The organism is Streptococcus oralis (genome assembly GCF_001588645.1).
Classification (GTDB): Bacteria; Bacillota; Bacilli; order Lactobacillales; family Streptococcaceae; genus Streptococcus; species Streptococcus oralis_AB.
Window position 1 is genome coordinate 1 of record NZ_LAYF01000004.1, and the last position, 15,823, is coordinate 15,823.

Sequence of the window (15,823 nt, forward strand, 5' to 3'; positions counted from 1 at the left end):
GTACTTGTGGGAACAAAACCACTTACTAGAACAGTTCAGAGAACTATTGAACTTTCTATTCCATATGGTATTCAATCCATTTATGATGATAAATTGCCTAGTGGAACACAAATGATTGTGGCCCCAGGTAAAGCTGGTCTTCGTACAATCATTATCGAAGAAGTTTTTGATGATAAAGGACAGATTATTTCTAGCAACATTCTCTCTTCTACAGTTACAATTACACCTACTGATGAAATTGTAAGAATAGGAACAGCTGCTACTACTGCAACCACTCCAAATAATACTGACCAATTAAGTCAAGATAGTCAACAAAACCATGCAAATACTGAGCAATCTACTGTTGATAATACCAAAGTATTACCAAATACAGGAACAGAAAACAATCACTCTGCAGCAGTGACTGGTGCTCTAGCTCTATTTGCAGCCCTAGGTCTTACACTATTCAAACGTAAAGAAGAAGATAACGACTAAAGTATATGTCATTTACTCTTCAAGCTAGATAGTATATTTTAAAAAAGGATTGAAGTCTATATTTTATAGAATTCAATCCTTTTTAGTCAATTCTATGACACCTGCAGTAAGGCAGAAAAAGCCATATTTTATATAGAAGTAATTTGTCTCTTCTCTCTGAGAGCAAAAACTATAATATTCCTTGTTTTAAAACTATCAAAACCTCAGTAACAAAAAAACTAGCCTTAAGACTAGTTTTCTTTATATTATCTTAGCTCAATGCGTCATCCATTGAAAGAACTTCGTGGAAGACACGTTGTGTCAATTCAGTTTTTTGTTCTGGAGTGAGGTATTTAGTGTTTACACAGTATCCAGAGATACGAACGATAACATCTTCACCTGACATGATCTTTTCGTAAACATCGTTCAAGTCCATAACGTTCAAGTTAACGTGTTGTCCACCGTTTTCGAAGTAACCATCAAGGATTGTTACCAAGTTATCAACTTGTTCGTCACGAGTCTTACCAAGAGCACGTGGAGAAACTTGAGTTGTCAATGAGATACCGTCAGCTGCGTAACCAAAGTCAAGGCTAGCAAGTGAGTTCAAGTTTTGCAACCATCCACCTTTAGCTTTGTTAGATGGGTTCGCACCTGGTGAGAAGAATTCAAGTTTAGACAAGTTCACAGAACCATCTTCGTTGAGGTATACACCTTTGTGGACTGGTGAGTTACCAGTTTGTTTAGAGTAAGCAACGTTAGATGTGATTGTCAAAAGTGATACAGTAGCTTCTGCGTCTTTGTATAGTTTGTGGCTACGTAGACGAGTTGTATAAGCTTCGATCAACCATTCTGCCAATTCGTTTGAACGTGGGTCATCTTCACCCCAACGTGGGTATTCACCGATTGTTTCGTAATCGTAGATGTAGCCATTTTCGTCACGGATTGGTTTAACGGTAGCGTATTTGATAGCTGACAATGTATCAACAGTGTTAGCAAATCCACAGATACCGAATCCCATATTAGCGCGTTGTTTAGTTGGCAAGAAGGCCATTTGAACAGCTTCGTAGTTGTACTTGTCAGTCATGTAGTGGATGATGTTCAAAGCGTCTACGTAAGTGTCAGTCAACCAGTCAAGAGATTTTTCGAAGTTGGCTTTAACTGATTCGAATTCAAGAACTTCGTCACGGATAGGATCGATGTCAAATACCTTGTAGTCTTTGTGAACATCGTCGTAACCACCGTTCAAACCAGTAAGAAGAGCTTTCAAAACGTTTACACGAGCACCGAAGTACTGGATGTTGTGGCGTTGATCTTCGTTTTCTGGGTCAAGTGGTGACACACAGCATGAGATACAGCTCATTTCTCCGTATCCGTCTTTAGCCATTGTTGTCACACCTTCGTATTGGATAGAAGAGTGTTTGTGGCTCATGTGCATACAGTAGCGACGGAAGTTGTATGGCAATTTGTCAGTCCAAAGAACTGTCAAGTTTGGCTCTGGAGAGTTACCGATGTTGTCAAGAGTGTTCAAGAAACGGTAGTCCATCTTAGTAACACGGTGACGACCGTCGTTACCCATACCAGCCATAGAAGTTGTGATGAATGTTGGGTCACCTGAGTACAATTGGTCATAAGCTTTTGTACGAGCAAATTTAACTGTACGAAGTTTCATAACGAAATCATCAACGAACTCTTGGATTTCTGATTCAGTAAATGTACCACGAGCAAGGTCACGTTCTGCAAAGATATCCAATACGATTGGCACACGTCCTAGAGATGTAGCAGCACCATTGATAACACGGCAGACAGCCATGAAGGCGATGTTAACCCATTGGATGGCTTCTTTCGTGTTCATCGCTGGTTTGCGGACATCAACTCCGTAAAGGTCACCCAAGCGAACAACTTGTTGCAATGCTTGGTATTGAAGGTTTACTTCTTCACGAAGACGGATTGTTTCTTCATCGATTTCTTTGATCGCATTCCAGTCGTTTACTTTTTCTTGCATCAAGTAGTCTGCACCGTAAAGAGCAAGACGTGCGTAAACACCGATGATACGTCCACGTGAGTAGGCATCTGGAAGACCAGTTACAGTGTGAGCGTGACGAGCACGACGAATGTTTGAAGTATAGGCACGGAAGATACCGTCGTTAACTGTTGTTACGTATTTAGTGAAGATTTCGTGAACAGCTGGATCTGGTTCGTATCCATTTTCCTTCAAAGTAGTTTCAGCCATACGGATACCACCTTTTGGCATGAAGTTCAATTTGAAGAGTTCATCGTTTTGGATACCGAAGATAACTTCATTTTCTTTGTCGATAAATCCAGCAGGAATATCAGCAATAGATGTTGGACGAGTGTCCATTGGGAAACGAGTTTCTTCGTAGTGTGCTTTTGTTTCTTCTACGATTTTTTTGATGTGAAGTGAACGTTCTGTTGGTCCAGCAAGGAAACTTTCATCTCCATCGTAAGGTGTGTAGTTAGCTTGAACGAAGCGAGAAATACTTGCTTTTTCTTTCCAATCTACGCCTTTGAAGCCTTCCCAAGCTTTATCAAAAATATCTTGTGCTTCAACAACTGTCTTAACAACCATGTTAATGTCCTCTTTTTTCTAGTAACAGTCATCTGTTACATTCTTGAGACAAGTATACCATACAGTAACCGATTTCAACAAGAGAAAATCGGCATTTTAGACGCTTTCTTTTATAATACAGTCTCTTTTTCGTTCTTATCTGTATTATATTTTTGAAAGTCAGGTTGAACTTTCCCATTTTTTCAGAAAAAAGGGTATAATAAATAGAAAATGACACTAGAAAGGGATTGGAATGCTCATATTTCCATTGATAAATGATCTGTCCAGAAAAATCATCCATATTGACATGGATGCCTTTTTTGCTGCGGTGGAAATCAGAGATAATCCCAAGTTAAAGGGCAAACCTGTTATCATCGGAAGTGATCCTAGACAAACAGGTGGTCGAGGTGTCGTTTCTACCTGTAGCTACGAGGCACGAGCTTTTGGCGTTCATTCAGCCATGAGCTCTAAAGAAGCTTATGAGCGCTGTCCCCAAGCTGTCTTTATCTCTGGAAATTATGAAAAGTATAAGACTGTGGGACTTGAGATTCGTGCTATTTTTAAACGCTACACTGATTTGATTGAACCTATGAGTATCGACGAGGCATACTTAGATGTGACGGAAAATAAACTCGGTATCAAGTCTGCAGTCAAAATAGCCCGCCTCATCCAACAAGATATCTGGCAGGAACTACACCTGACTGCTTCTGCAGGCGTCTCTTATAACAAATTCTTAGCTAAAATGGCCAGTGATTATCAGAAGCCACATGGTTTGACAGTGATTCTACCTAATCAAGCCCAAGAATTTCTCAAACAAATGGATATTGCTAAATTTCATGGTGTTGGTAAGAAAACAGTAGAAAAGCTTCATGAAATGGGCATTTATACTGGTGCAGACTTATTGGACGTCTCAGAAGTTACTTTAATTGATCGCTTTGGCAGACTCGGTTTTGACCTTTATCGAAAGGCAAGGGGCATTCATAACTCACCGGTCAAGTCCGATCGCATTCGTAAGTCCATTGGCAAGGAAAAAACCTACGGAAAGATCCTACAAGTAGAAGAAGACATTAAAAAAGAGCTGACTCTTCTCTCCGAAAAGGTAGCTCACAATCTCAGCAAGCAGGACAAAGCTGGAAAAATCATTATCCTAAAAATACGATACGCTGACTTCTCCACTCTGACTAGACGAAAAAGCCTCCCACAAGCAACACAGGACGTTAGTCAGATTTCTCAAACTGCCCTTCAACTCTACGAAGAACTAGCTGACAAAGAAAAAGGTATCCGTTTACTAGGAATTACAGTGACAGGATTTTAAAAAGCTTGAAGGAAAATTCCCTCAAGCTTTTTTCTTATACAAATAAACGCACAAAACTATAGAGCAACAAGACACTACCGAGTACAATACGGTATTTACCAAAGAGTGTAAAGTCGTGCTTCTTCACATAGCTAGTCAAGAAACGAATAGCAACCATGCTGACCGCAAAGGCTACTCCCATAGCAACCAAGAGCAAGAATAGTTGACCAAAACTCAAGAGTTGACCGGCTTTAATAAATTTGAAAATCTTTAAAGCGCTAGCTCCAAACATAACAGGAATTCCGAGATAGAAGGTAAACTCTGTTACGACAGAGCGACTTGTTCCATTCAACAAACCACCAACGATAGTCGCACCTGAACGACTCGTTCCTGGGAAGAGGGCGAGGACTTGGAAGAGCCCAATGTAAAGGGCTGTTTTATAAGGCAACTTGTCTAGCTCTGTTACTGTTGGTTCAATGGCTTGCGCCTTATTTCGTTTTTCAAGATAGATAAAGGCAACCCCATAGATAATCAACATGATCGCAACTGAAACCATGTTATGGAAGTTGGCATCAAACCAATCATCTAATTTAAAGACCAATAGCAAAGGCAAGGTCGCAACGAAGACTTTTGACCACAACTGCCAAGTTCGACGAACTTCGACCTTGTTTTTACCAGGTTTGAAAGGATTGAGCTTGTTAAAGTAAATGACAATAACTGCTAAAATGGCACCGAGCTGAATGACAACATTAAACATGGACATGAAGGCTTCATTTTGGTCCTTGTATTGTACAAACTCTTCAACCAAAATCAAGTGTCCAGTACTTGAAATGGGCAACCATTCTGTAATTCCTTCAACAATCCCAAAAAAGATTGACTTCAAAATTTCAATAAAATACATACATTACTCCTTTTTCTGTCCTCTATTATAGCACAATTTCGGATGTTGCGATAGATTTTTTAGAAGGCGCCGATGCTACCACCGCCTCCGCCTCCTGAGAATCCGCCACCCGAACTTCCACTTCCAGAAGATACAGAGTAGTTGCTAGCTGTATTTGCGACAGCTGTGTATTGCTTGATTTGTGCAGTTGAGGAATGGAACTGTGTGTTCCAACCATAGGCTATATATAGATTCAAATCTGGATTTTCTAGCTGAATATGACGTACTTTCATTAACTTGCTCACCTTCTTGGCATAACCAAAGAGGGTCGCATAGACCAGCAGACGATTCCAAACAACGATGCTCTCCAGCTCTGCCTGATCCAGATGAGCAATATCCCGAAGCATATTTTCAAAACTCGTCCAAAGATAGAAAATCTCCGCCCCTTCCTCTGTTAGAACTCCGTCACGATAGGCTCCTCGCATCGCAAAATGAACCCAAAAACTTGCTATCAATCCTGTCAACCCCAAGAGAAGGAACGGAATTGAGAAGAAACCGTGAGTCCGCCAACTATAGTAAAAGAAAAGCAGACCACCTAGAGCCGTTATAGCTGAACAGACCCGCATCCCAAGAGCAAGACTGCGTTCCTCACTTGTCAAGGGACGATAGTAGCTTGGGATACGAAGTACATGGACCTTATCCTTGACACAAGACTGAATGCGTTGAAGTCTTCCTTCAAAGGAGCGTTTGAGACGCGAGCCTGTTTCTCGAATATGTTTTTCATCTGACTCTTTGGCACCACGGTAAAGGGAAGATGAAACTTGGTAATCAGGGAAGAGCTCTGAAATAGCCAATTCTTTCTTATTTGACAAAGTCATGCGCAGGCATTCTTTCTCAAAATTGGACAAACCCTTTTCACTGATAATGCGCACATAAGGTTCCTCATCCCCTTGAAAAATAGATAAATGACCTCGATCGACTAAATCCAACAAGGTTGCCTGAATCAAACGTTCAAAAGTAAATTTACCAAACCCTGATTTGTTTAGAGGATTGACTTCCTCTAAGGAAGTTGAATACACTGCTTCTGCTAAAACCATTGGAGGCAAATCCATCGGTGGTTCGTAAAGTCGATAATCTTTTGGAAAGACCTTTTTAATGCTTGTACTCTGACGAAACTTCCTATAGAAGAGAGGAACTAAAAGTAAGAGGCTCATAAAAATGACGGGAAACACCCATTTCATCATTATCTCACTTTGCGCTTTTTCTGTCGCTATATTGCTTTCAATCCGGTTAAAATCGGTTAAACGTTCTTCCTCTAATCCTTGATCTGGAGCTCCTGCAAAAGCACTTCTCAGCCAGTATGCGTGTAATTCGATCTGTCGCTTTCTAGGAAGGTCTTTCATTTTGACATGATAGAGATTATTTACTTTTTCAACACTAGAGTCCCTTAGGAGTTGACCTGCATGAAAATAGAGTTTCTCTGCTGGGGTATCAGAGCTAACCTTAAACTCAATCTCTTTGATGTCTCCAGTACTATCGGTCAAGGGTTGCCAATTTAGCTCTGCGATATCCTTATATAAGAAGAGAAGGTTTGTTAGTTTCCAGGTAACCGTTACCCGAACAGTATCTCCAGCATAGCCAGCATTGTAAATTTTTACCTTGTAGCCGTCCTCTTCCTCCATAGTATAGAAGGAAGCATTTTGAACAATTCTTCCATTTTTAGAGACCTGAACGGTCGGATCGGGATCAATGTCAAATCCTTCCGGCATTTTCCCAGCTTTCCCGAGTCCAACTAACTGACCATTATAATCATCTCCAAAGCGGTAGGTAATTGTTTCCTTAAAAATTGCAGTATTATCTGCATGAATATTCAAATCACCCTGATAGGATAAGATATCAAAGTCTACTGCAAAAACCAGGCTCGGTATAAATAATAAATAAGCAAATACCAAAGCCAACAGCCATCTTTTTTTCATAATCGGTTCCCTTTCAATCTTTTTACCATTATATCATTTTTTATAAGTAAAGGCTTACTTGTATTGAAAATCTCACTATTTTTAGATACAATAGAGAGAGTCATTTTTAGACTAGAAATAGGAGAAAACATGAAAAAATTATGCTTATCTATCCTTGCTAGCCTAGCCCTTACCTTAGGACTAGTTAGCCAAGTCCAAGCCGACGAATATTTACGCATCGGGATGGAGGCTGCTTACGCCCCCTTCAACTGGACTCAAGACGACGATAGTAACGGCGCCGTCAAAATCGACGGTACCAACCAATATGCCAACGGCTACGATGTTCAAATCGCTAAAAAGATTGCCAAAGACTTAGGCAAGGAACCTTTGGTTGTAAAAACCAAATGGGAAGGACTTGTTCCAGCCCTTACTTCTGGCAAAATCGATATGATCATTGCCGGTATGAGCCCAACCGCTGAACGCAAACAAGAAATTGCTTTTTCAAGCAGTTACTATACTAGCGAACCGGTTCTATTGGTAAAAAAGGACTCTGCCTATGCGAATGCCAACTCTTTGGAGGATTTCAGCGGAGCAAAAATCACGTCTCAACAAGGTGTTTATCTTTATGACCTGATTTCCCAAATTTCAGGTGCAAAAAAAGAAACAGCTATGGGTGACTTCGCCCAAATGCGTCAAGCTCTGGAGGCTGGTGTTATTGATGCCTATGTTTCTGAACGACCTGAAGCAATGACCGCTGAGTCTGCTAACGCTAAGTTCAAAATGATCCAACCTCAACCAGGTTTCAAAACTGGCGAAGAAGATACAGCTATTGCCATTGGACTTCGTAAAGATGACAGCCGCATCAGCCAAATCAATGCGAGCATCGAAACCATATCAAAGGATGAGCAAGTAGCCCTCATGGATCGTATGATCAAAGAGCAACCTGTGGAGTCTACAACAACAGAGGAAGAAAGTAGTTTCTTTAGCCAAGTTGCTAAGATCCTTTCTGAAAACTGGCAACAACTCTTGCGTGGTGCTGGTATCACACTCTTAATCTCCATTATCGGAACCATCACAGGTCTCCTTATCGGACTTGCAATTGGGGTCTTCCGTACCGCTCCACTATCTGAGAACAAGGCAATGTACGCCTTACAGAAATTAGTCGGTTGGATTCTCAATGTCTATATCGAGATCTTCCGTGGTACACCGATGATTGTTCAATCTATGGTTATCTACTATGGAACTGCCCAAGCTTTTGGTATTAACCTTGACCGCACACTAGCCGCTATCTTCATCGTCTCAATCAACACAGGTGCCTACATGACAGAGATCGTCCGTGGTGGTATCCTAGCAGTTGACAAGGGACAGTTTGAAGCTGCAACTGCTCTTGGTATGACCCATAACCAAACCATGCGTAAGATTGTCCTGCCTCAGGTTGTCCGTAATATTCTACCTGCTACTGGTAATGAGTTTGTCATCAATATCAAAGATACCTCTGTATTGAACGTTATTTCAGTTGTTGAGCTTTATTTCTCAGGAAATACTGTAGCAACACAAACCTATCAATACTTCCAGACCTTTACCATCATCGCCGTGATTTACTTTGTCCTCACCTTTACTGTGACCCGTATCCTACGCTTCATCGAACGTTGTATGGACATGGATACTTACACTACAGGTGCTAACCAAATGCAAACGGAGGATTTGAAAAAATGACACAACCAATTCTTGAAATCAAACACCTCAAAAAATCCTATGGGCAAAACGAAGTGCTAAAAGACATTTCCCTCACCGTCCATAAAGGAGAGGTTATTTCCATCATCGGGAGCTCAGGAAGCGGAAAATCAACCTTCCTTCGTTCGATTAATTTACTCGAAACACCTACAGAGGGAGAGATTCTCTATCGAGGAGAAAATGTCTTAGAAAAAGGCTATAACCTCACCCATTATCGTGAAAAACTCGGTATGGTTTTCCAATCTTTCAATCTCTTTGAAAATTTGAATGTCCTTGAAAATACGATCGTTGCCCAAACGACTGTACTCAAACGCGACCACTCTGAAGCTGAAAAAATTGCCAAAGAGAATCTCGAAAAAGTCGGTATGGGAGAACGTTACTGGCAAGCTAAGCCCAAACAACTCTCAGGGGGACAAAAACAACGCGTGGCTATCGCCCGCGCACTCTCCATGAATCCTGATGCCGTTCTCTTCGACGAACCAACATCTGCTCTTGACCCTGAAATGGTTGGAGAAGTCCTCAAAATTATGCAGGATTTGGCTCAAGAAGGCTTGACCATGATCGTCGTAACCCACGAAATGGAATTCGCTCGCGATGTCTCTCACCGTGTCATCTTTATGGATAAGGGCGTCATTGCTGAAGAAGGCAAGCCAGAAGAACTCTTCACGAACCCTAAAGAAGAACGAACAAAAGAATTTCTTCAACGTTATCTCAGCTAATAAACAAAGACTGCATAAGGAATGCAGTCTTTTTAATTTGTAATTGTAAAGAAAAGGCAGACTCGACTCAGGAATCTGCCTGTGACCACAGTTTAATCTTCAAATTTTTCATGATTTTTTTCATAGAAATCGATTAAACCAAGAGCTGTTTCAAATGAAATATTTTTAACTTTTGCGCGTCCTTGTGCTAGAGCAATGATAGACATTTCACGCGCATTCGTTTCTTTAGAGATACGGTAGCCTGTGATTTTCTTATCACGAACCCAGCCAACAACTGCTTCTACTTTTTCAAAGTTCGACTTAGCCATGTTCTTCTCCTAAATTATTCTTTACAATACTTAATTGTATACGTTTTTATTTCATTTGTCAATAAAAAAACATATATTCGTCGTAACTATATTATTCTGCATATTTTTATTTGGCTTTTAAAGCCGATAATATATGAGTTCTTATGTCCTCGACTCCATTAGGATTTGCTGGTAGGAAGATTGTATTATTACCCTCTTTATCTGCAAAATTATTCAACGTATCTAAATACTGGTTCGTTAATAGGATAGACATGATTTGTTCTTCAGTTAGCTCAACATTGGCTCCCTTTAACTCTTGGATAGAATCAGCTAGTCCGTCAACAATTGCTTTACGCTGCTCTGCAATCCCTACACCATGTAGGCGATCTTTTTCTGCTTCTGCTTCTGCTGCGGTCACGATTTTAATCTTATCTGCTTCAGCAAGCTCTTGCGCCGCAACTCTCTTACGTTGAGCCGCGTTAATTTCATTCATTGATTGTTTTACTTCAGCATCAGGTTCAACCTTAGTAATCAGCGTTTTGACAATGATATACCCATACGTAGACATTTCTTCCGCCACTTGTTTTTGAACTTCTAAGGCGATTTCATCCTTCTTCTCAAACAACTCATCTAGGGTTAGCTTTGGTACAGATGAACGCAAAGCATCTTCAATATAGGATTTAATTTGGGCTTCTGGACGCATCAATTTATAATAAGCGTCTGTGACATTATTTTCATTCACTCGATACTGAGTTGCCACATTCATCGTTACAAATACATTATCTTGCGTCTTTGTCTCTACAACAATCTCACTTTGCAACAAGCGTAGTTGAACTCTTGCCGCAATCCTATCAATTCCAAAAGGAGCTCGTAAATGAATACCACTATTGCTCAACTTTTGGTATTTACCAAAGCGTTCTATGATAGCGACAGATTGTTGTCGAACCACATACACAGAACTAACCATAATCACTGATGCAATCACCACTAAAAACAATAAAACAAGTAAAATTTGTAAAACCATGGGAATCTCCCCCTTTCGTCACCCTCATTATAGCACCATCATTACCATTACGCAAATAATATGATAATAATTTTATTTTAGCTTAAACTAGCATACTATACAACGTTTCGTTCCCATTCAAATTAATATAAGATGGGTCAAACTTTTCCATTCGATGAATCAATCCAGCATAGTCATGCTTATTGGCAAGGGCTACCCCAATCAAGACAGGGCCTGTCCCCTTGCTTGCTCGTTTGATATATTCAAAACGAGTGATGTCATCATTTGGCCCCAAAATGTCATTTACAAACTCTCGTAGAGCTCCTGGACGTTGTGGGAAATTCACTACAAAGTAATGCTTGATTCCATCGTAAATCAAGGCACGTTCTTCCATCTCTGGCATACGGTTGATATCGTTATTTCCTCCAGAAATGATACAACAAATCGTCTTGCCTTTGATATAGTCTGATAAAACTTCCAAGGCTGCAACACTGGCAGCTCCGGCTGGTTCTGCAACAATACCTTGTTTGGAATAAAGATCAATCAAGGTTTCAGAAATCAATCCCTCGTCCACCCCAATCAGCGTTTCAACATTCTTTCGGGTCGCTTCATAGGTTAATTGTCCAACCTTCTGCACAGCTATCCCATCAGCAAACTTATCAATTTCTTTAAGCTTAACTGGTCCCCCAGCTTCAAAGGCAGCTTTCATAGAGCGAGCTCCATTGGCTTCTACCCCAATCACTTCGATAGTCGGGTTGGTTTCCTTAATATAAGTAGAAACACCGGCAATCAATCCGCCACCACCTACTGGTACAAGTACTGTATCAAAATCAATAGACTCTTTACGGGCTTCTTCAAGAATTTCATAGGCTACAGTCCCTTGACCAGCCTGAACATGCGCATCATCAAAAGGATCGATGAAGGTGCGGTTTTCTGTTAATGTAAATTCTTGTGCTGCCTTAGCAGAAGCATCAAAGGTATCCCCAACCAACTTGATTGTCACAAACTCTCCACCGAAAAAGCGAACCTGCCCAATCTTTTGTTGCGGTGTTGTGATGGGCATAAAGATCGTTGCAGGAATCTTCATCTCATTACAAGTATAGGCGACACCTTGGGCATGATTTCCCGCAGAGGCACAGACTACACCACGCTCGCGTTCTTCTTTTGATAGTTGAGAAATGGCATAATAGGCTCCACGAATTTTAAAAGAGCGAACTCGTTGCGCATTCTCCTTTTTGAGATAAATCTTTGCTTGGTATTTTTCTGATAAATAATGATCATATTCTAGTGGTGTATCAACTACTACACCACTCAAAACTTTGTGGGCTTTCACCACATCTTTTGCACTTAGCATTGTCTCCTCCTCAAATACTGTTCAAGATAAAAAACGAGTTAGGTACCCCCAACTCGCCTTCTGTCTCTCTTTACAAGAATTAATTGTAGATTTTGAATGCGTCGTCGTCGTTTTTACCAACGAAAGGCATTGCTTTACGCAATTCTGCACCAACTTTTTCAATTTCAAGGTTAGCTGCTTGTTCACGGTAAGCAGTTAATTTTGGACGACCAGCCTTGTAGTCATTTACAAAGTCATTGGCAAACTTGCCATTTTGGATATCTGCCAAAACAGCTTTCATGTTTTCTTTCACTTGCTCAGTAATCACACGTGGACCTGATACATAGTCACCGTATTCAGCAGTGTTTGAAATAGATTGACGCATTTTCTTGAATCCACCTTCATAGATCAAGTCAACGATCAATTTCATTTCGTGAAGAACTTCAAAGTAAGCCAATTCTGGGGCATAGCCTGCTTCTGTCAAGACTTCAAAACCTGCTTCGATAAGGGCAGTCAAACCACCACAAAGTACAGCTTGTTCACCAAAGAGATCTTCTTCAGTTTCTTCTTTGTAAGTTGTTTCAAGCAAACCAACACGAGCTGCCCCAACACCTTTACACCAGTCCATAGCAATGTTTTTAGCATTTCCTGTAGCATCTTGGTAAACTGCGTAAAGAGCTGGCACACCAAATCCTTCTTCGTAAGTACGACGTACCAAGTGTCCTGGTCCTTTAGGAGCACACATGAAGACATCTACATCTGCAGGAACTTTGATAAATTCAAAGTGGATATTGAAACCATGAGCAAATCCAACTGCATTTCCAGCTTCCAAGTTTGGAGCGATTTCTGCTTCGTACAATTCTTGTTGGATTTCGTCTGGTGCCAAGATCATGATAACGTCAGCCAATTTAGTTGCTTCTGCTACTGTGTAAGTGTCAAATCCATCTTCTTTTGCTTTGTCAAAAGATTTACCTGGACGCACACCGATAATGACATCGCGACCTGAATCACGCAAGTTTTGCGCATGCGCATGTCCTTGTGAACCATAACCGATAACGGCGATCTTTTTACCGTCAAGTGCTGCTACTTTAACATCTTTTTCGTATTCCATTTGAACTGCCATAGTTTTTCTCTCTTTTCTATTTTTTATTGCCTTATAGGCTTGTTAAACAAATTTATGCTGGATTTTATACTCATTGAAAATCAAAGAGTATTAGTCGCGGGTAAATCCAGTTGCACCCGTACGAGCGATATTTTTAATACCATATGGTCGAATCACTCGCAATAAAGCTTCACTCTTTTCAGCATTTCCCGTCATCTGGATGGTGATTGAGCTTGGAGCCACATCTACTACCGTTGCACGGAAAGGTTGGATAATAGCCAAGATTTCTGCACGCTTCTCAGCAGGAGCAGATACTTTTACTAAGATAACTTCTCTTTCCAAGTGTGGTTTATCCGTGATATCACGAATGCGAATCACATCAATCTGACGATTGAGCTGTTTAATGATTTGCTCTACTTCATCATGAGATGCTACATCAATAATGATGGTGATACGAGATACATTGGGGTTCTCTGTCGCACCAACTGAGATACTCTCAATATTGACTTGACGACGAGAAAGGACACCTGTAAAACGATTCAAAACTCCTGAACGGTTTTGCAATCTAGCTGTTAACATTCTACGCATGGAACTTCACCCCCAACATCTCATGATTGCTCTTACCAGCTGGTACCATCGGTAAGACCTGTTCCTTACGAGAAATATCCACCTCGATAAACATGGGCACATCCTCCAGAATGACTTCTAGATCCTTCTCTATCGTCTCTGGATTATCAAATTTATAGTTTTTGATGCCATAAGCCTGTGCCATCAGCTGGAAGTCAGGAAGGGTATCAAAGACTGACTCGGAAGTTCTACCCTCATAGAAGGATTCCTGCCACTGACGAACCATTCCTAGTGAATGGTTATTCAACATGACAACCTTAATCGGCACCTTGTAGATGTTTAGGATCGCTAGTTCTTGGTTGGTCATTTGGAAGCCACCATCACCAACAAAAAGGATGACCTCTTTTTCTGGATTGGCAATCTTGGCTCCGATAGCTGCAGGAACTCCGAATCCCATGGTACCCAAACCACCTGAAGTGACTAACTGACGCTCATTTTGGTAAGGATAATACTGAGCTGTCCACATTTGGTGTTGCCCTACATCTGTGACAACAATGGCATCTCCATTCGTCAACTCACCGATGCGTTCAATAACGGCCTGAGGTTGAACCACACGTTCTTTCTTATCATAAGAACGAACTCGATTCTTGTCCTTGGTGACTTTTTCAATCCACTTTTCAGTATTGTTATGAACAGTTGGTTCTGCCAGTAGCATCTGCAAGGCTTTCTTAGCATCCCCCACTACAGGAATATCTGCACTGATAATCTTACCAATCTCTGCTGGGTCAATGTCGATATGGGCAACCTTAGCATTCTTCGCGAAGGTCTTAGGGTTCCCAGTCAAGCGGTCATCGAAACGGCAACCAATACTAATCATAAAGTCCGCTTCCGTCATTGCAATGTTGGCTGCGAAAGAACCGTGCATGCCTCCCATCCCTAGGAAGAGCGGATGACTCGTTGCAATGGTTCCTTGCCCCAAAAGACTAGTGACTACTGGAATTTGGTAACGTTCAGCAAATTCATTGAGCTCCTTAGAAGCTTCCGCATAGCTGATGCCACCGCCTGCTAACAAAACAGGTTTCTTGGCTTTTGACAATTGCTTCAAGATTTTCTTGATTTGCATGTCATTTGGATCAAGTGTCGGTTGGTAACTTGGTAAATTAACTTCTGGTGAATAGATGAAATCTGTCTCTAGAGCTGATACATCCTTGGGCAAGTCAATCACAACAGGACCTGGACGACCTGTCGTTGCGATATGGACAGCTTCCGTAATAATACGAGGAATATCTGCTGTCTCACGAACTTGGTAATTGTATTTGGTAATGGGCATGGTAATCCCCACGATGTCTGCTTCCTGAAAGGCATCTTTCCCAATCCCAGCTCGCGCAACTTGACCCGTAAAGACCAAAAGGGGAACGCTATCGCTCATGGCATCTGCAATCCCTGTAATGGCATTTGTTGCTCCTGGTCCACTCGTGACGACGGCAACGCCCAACTTTCCAGTTGATTTGGCATATCCTTCAGCTTCGTGCAAACAACCTTGCTCATGGCGTCCTAAGATGTGGCGAATACCTTTAAAATTGTATATCGCATCATACAAAGGTAAGACTGCACCACCAGGATAACCAAAAATGGTATCAATCCCTAAGTCCCGAAGTGTTTCCAAAACTAGGTCCGACCCCGTCTTAGGAGATTCTAAACTGATTTTCTCCATTGTTCCCCTTTCTCTTCTCTTAAAAAAATAGCTTGTTACTATCATACCATTTTTTCAAAAATTTTCAAGGCAAAAGAGTCAATTTTCTGAATTTTCTATCTAAAAGTGTATTTATGAATCTTTTCCTCATTTTTATTAACTTTTCTACGGAATTAGGAACCTTTATTTACTTTAATTTATCAAATTAGATTATTTTCTTTCTGGATAGAATTAGTA

The 15,823-nt window shown here is 40.9% G+C and carries 13 protein-coding genes; 4 read left to right on the forward strand and 9 right to left on the reverse strand.

The window, feature by feature from the left end; genetic code table 11:
- The coding region (locus A0739_RS03870) for a G5 domain-containing protein (RefSeq protein WP_155718965.1) at window positions 1-474 on the forward strand (474 nt) is incomplete at its 5' end.
- A 250-nt stretch (window positions 475-724) separates the two neighbouring features.
- Here A0739_RS03870 and pflB read toward each other — a convergent pair.
- The gene (gene pflB, locus A0739_RS03875; RefSeq protein ID WP_000260621.1) at window positions 725-3,040 is read right to left on the reverse strand and encodes a formate C-acetyltransferase; all 2,316 of its coding nucleotides are present in this window, start codon (window positions 3,038-3,040) and stop codon (window positions 725-727) included.
- Between the two features lie 232 nt (window positions 3,041-3,272).
- On the opposite strand from pflB, the gene dinB reads away from it, so the two are divergent.
- Entirely contained in the window at window positions 3,273-4,334 is a 1,062-nt protein-coding gene (dinB, locus tag A0739_RS03880; protein WP_061587136.1) for a DNA polymerase IV, read from the forward strand.
- Between the two features lie 34 nt (window positions 4,335-4,368).
- Here the strand turns inward: dinB and A0739_RS03885 are convergent, their stop codons facing one another.
- Both A0739_RS03885 and A0739_RS03890 read right to left on the reverse strand, forming a co-directional pair.
- A complete protein-coding gene (locus A0739_RS03885) occupies window positions 4,369-5,214 on the reverse strand; it encodes an undecaprenyl-diphosphate phosphatase (protein ID WP_033630360.1) in 846 nt (281 codons plus the stop codon).
- A 59-nt stretch (window positions 5,215-5,273) separates the two neighbouring features.
- A complete protein-coding gene (locus A0739_RS03890; RefSeq protein ID WP_061587137.1) occupies window positions 5,274-7,169 on the reverse strand; it encodes a DUF2207 domain-containing protein in 1,896 nt (631 codons plus the stop codon).
- A gap of 129 nt (window positions 7,170-7,298) precedes the next feature.
- Between A0739_RS03890 and A0739_RS03895 the strand changes: the two genes are divergently transcribed.
- Window positions 7,299-8,864 carry an ABC transporter substrate-binding protein/permease gene (locus A0739_RS03895; protein WP_061587138.1) on the forward strand — a complete coding sequence of 522 codons (1,566 nt, stop codon included), beginning with the start codon at window positions 7,299-7,301 and terminating at the stop codon, window positions 8,862-8,864.
- Window positions 8,861-9,601 carry an amino acid ABC transporter ATP-binding protein gene (locus A0739_RS03900; RefSeq protein WP_061587139.1) on the forward strand — a complete coding sequence of 247 codons (741 nt, stop codon included), beginning with the start codon at window positions 8,861-8,863 and terminating at the stop codon, window positions 9,599-9,601. Before A0739_RS03895 ends, A0739_RS03900 begins: the two co-directional genes overlap by 4 nt.
- Window positions 9,602-9,693: 92 nt before the next feature.
- Here the strand turns inward: A0739_RS03900 and A0739_RS03905 are convergent, their stop codons facing one another.
- The 6 genes from A0739_RS03905 to A0739_RS03930 all read right to left on the reverse strand — a co-directional run bounded on the left by A0739_RS03905 (window position 9,694) and on the right by A0739_RS03930 (window position 15,607).
- Window positions 9,694-9,909: a capsule biosynthesis transcriptional regulator gene (locus A0739_RS03905; protein WP_001130031.1), complete on the reverse strand. Its 216-nt coding sequence runs from the start codon at window positions 9,907-9,909 to the stop codon at window positions 9,694-9,696.
- A 106-nt stretch (window positions 9,910-10,015) separates the two neighbouring features.
- Window positions 10,016-10,912, reverse strand: a complete 897-nt coding sequence (locus A0739_RS03910; RefSeq protein ID WP_000244062.1) for an SPFH domain-containing protein — start codon at window positions 10,910-10,912, stop codon at window positions 10,016-10,018.
- Window positions 10,913-10,994: 82 nt separating this feature from the next.
- Window positions 10,995-12,245 carry a threonine ammonia-lyase IlvA gene (gene ilvA, locus A0739_RS03915; RefSeq protein WP_061587140.1) on the reverse strand — a complete coding sequence of 417 codons (1,251 nt, stop codon included), beginning with the start codon at window positions 12,243-12,245 and terminating at the stop codon, window positions 10,995-10,997.
- 79 nt (window positions 12,246-12,324) lie between these two features.
- Complete coding sequence (gene ilvC / locus A0739_RS03920) at window positions 12,325-13,347, reverse strand: ketol-acid reductoisomerase (protein WP_000290683.1); 1,023 nt, start codon at window positions 13,345-13,347, stop codon at window positions 12,325-12,327.
- Window positions 13,348-13,437: 90 nt separating this feature from the next.
- Window positions 13,438-13,914: an acetolactate synthase small subunit gene (gene ilvN, locus A0739_RS03925; protein ID WP_001253813.1), complete on the reverse strand. Its 477-nt coding sequence runs from the start codon at window positions 13,912-13,914 to the stop codon at window positions 13,438-13,440.
- Window positions 13,907-15,607 carry an acetolactate synthase large subunit gene (locus tag A0739_RS03930; protein WP_000411743.1) on the reverse strand — a complete coding sequence of 567 codons (1,701 nt, stop codon included), beginning with the start codon at window positions 15,605-15,607 and terminating at the stop codon, window positions 13,907-13,909. Before A0739_RS03930 ends, ilvN begins: the two co-directional genes overlap by 8 nt.
- Between the last annotated feature and the right edge of the window lie 216 nt (window positions 15,608-15,823).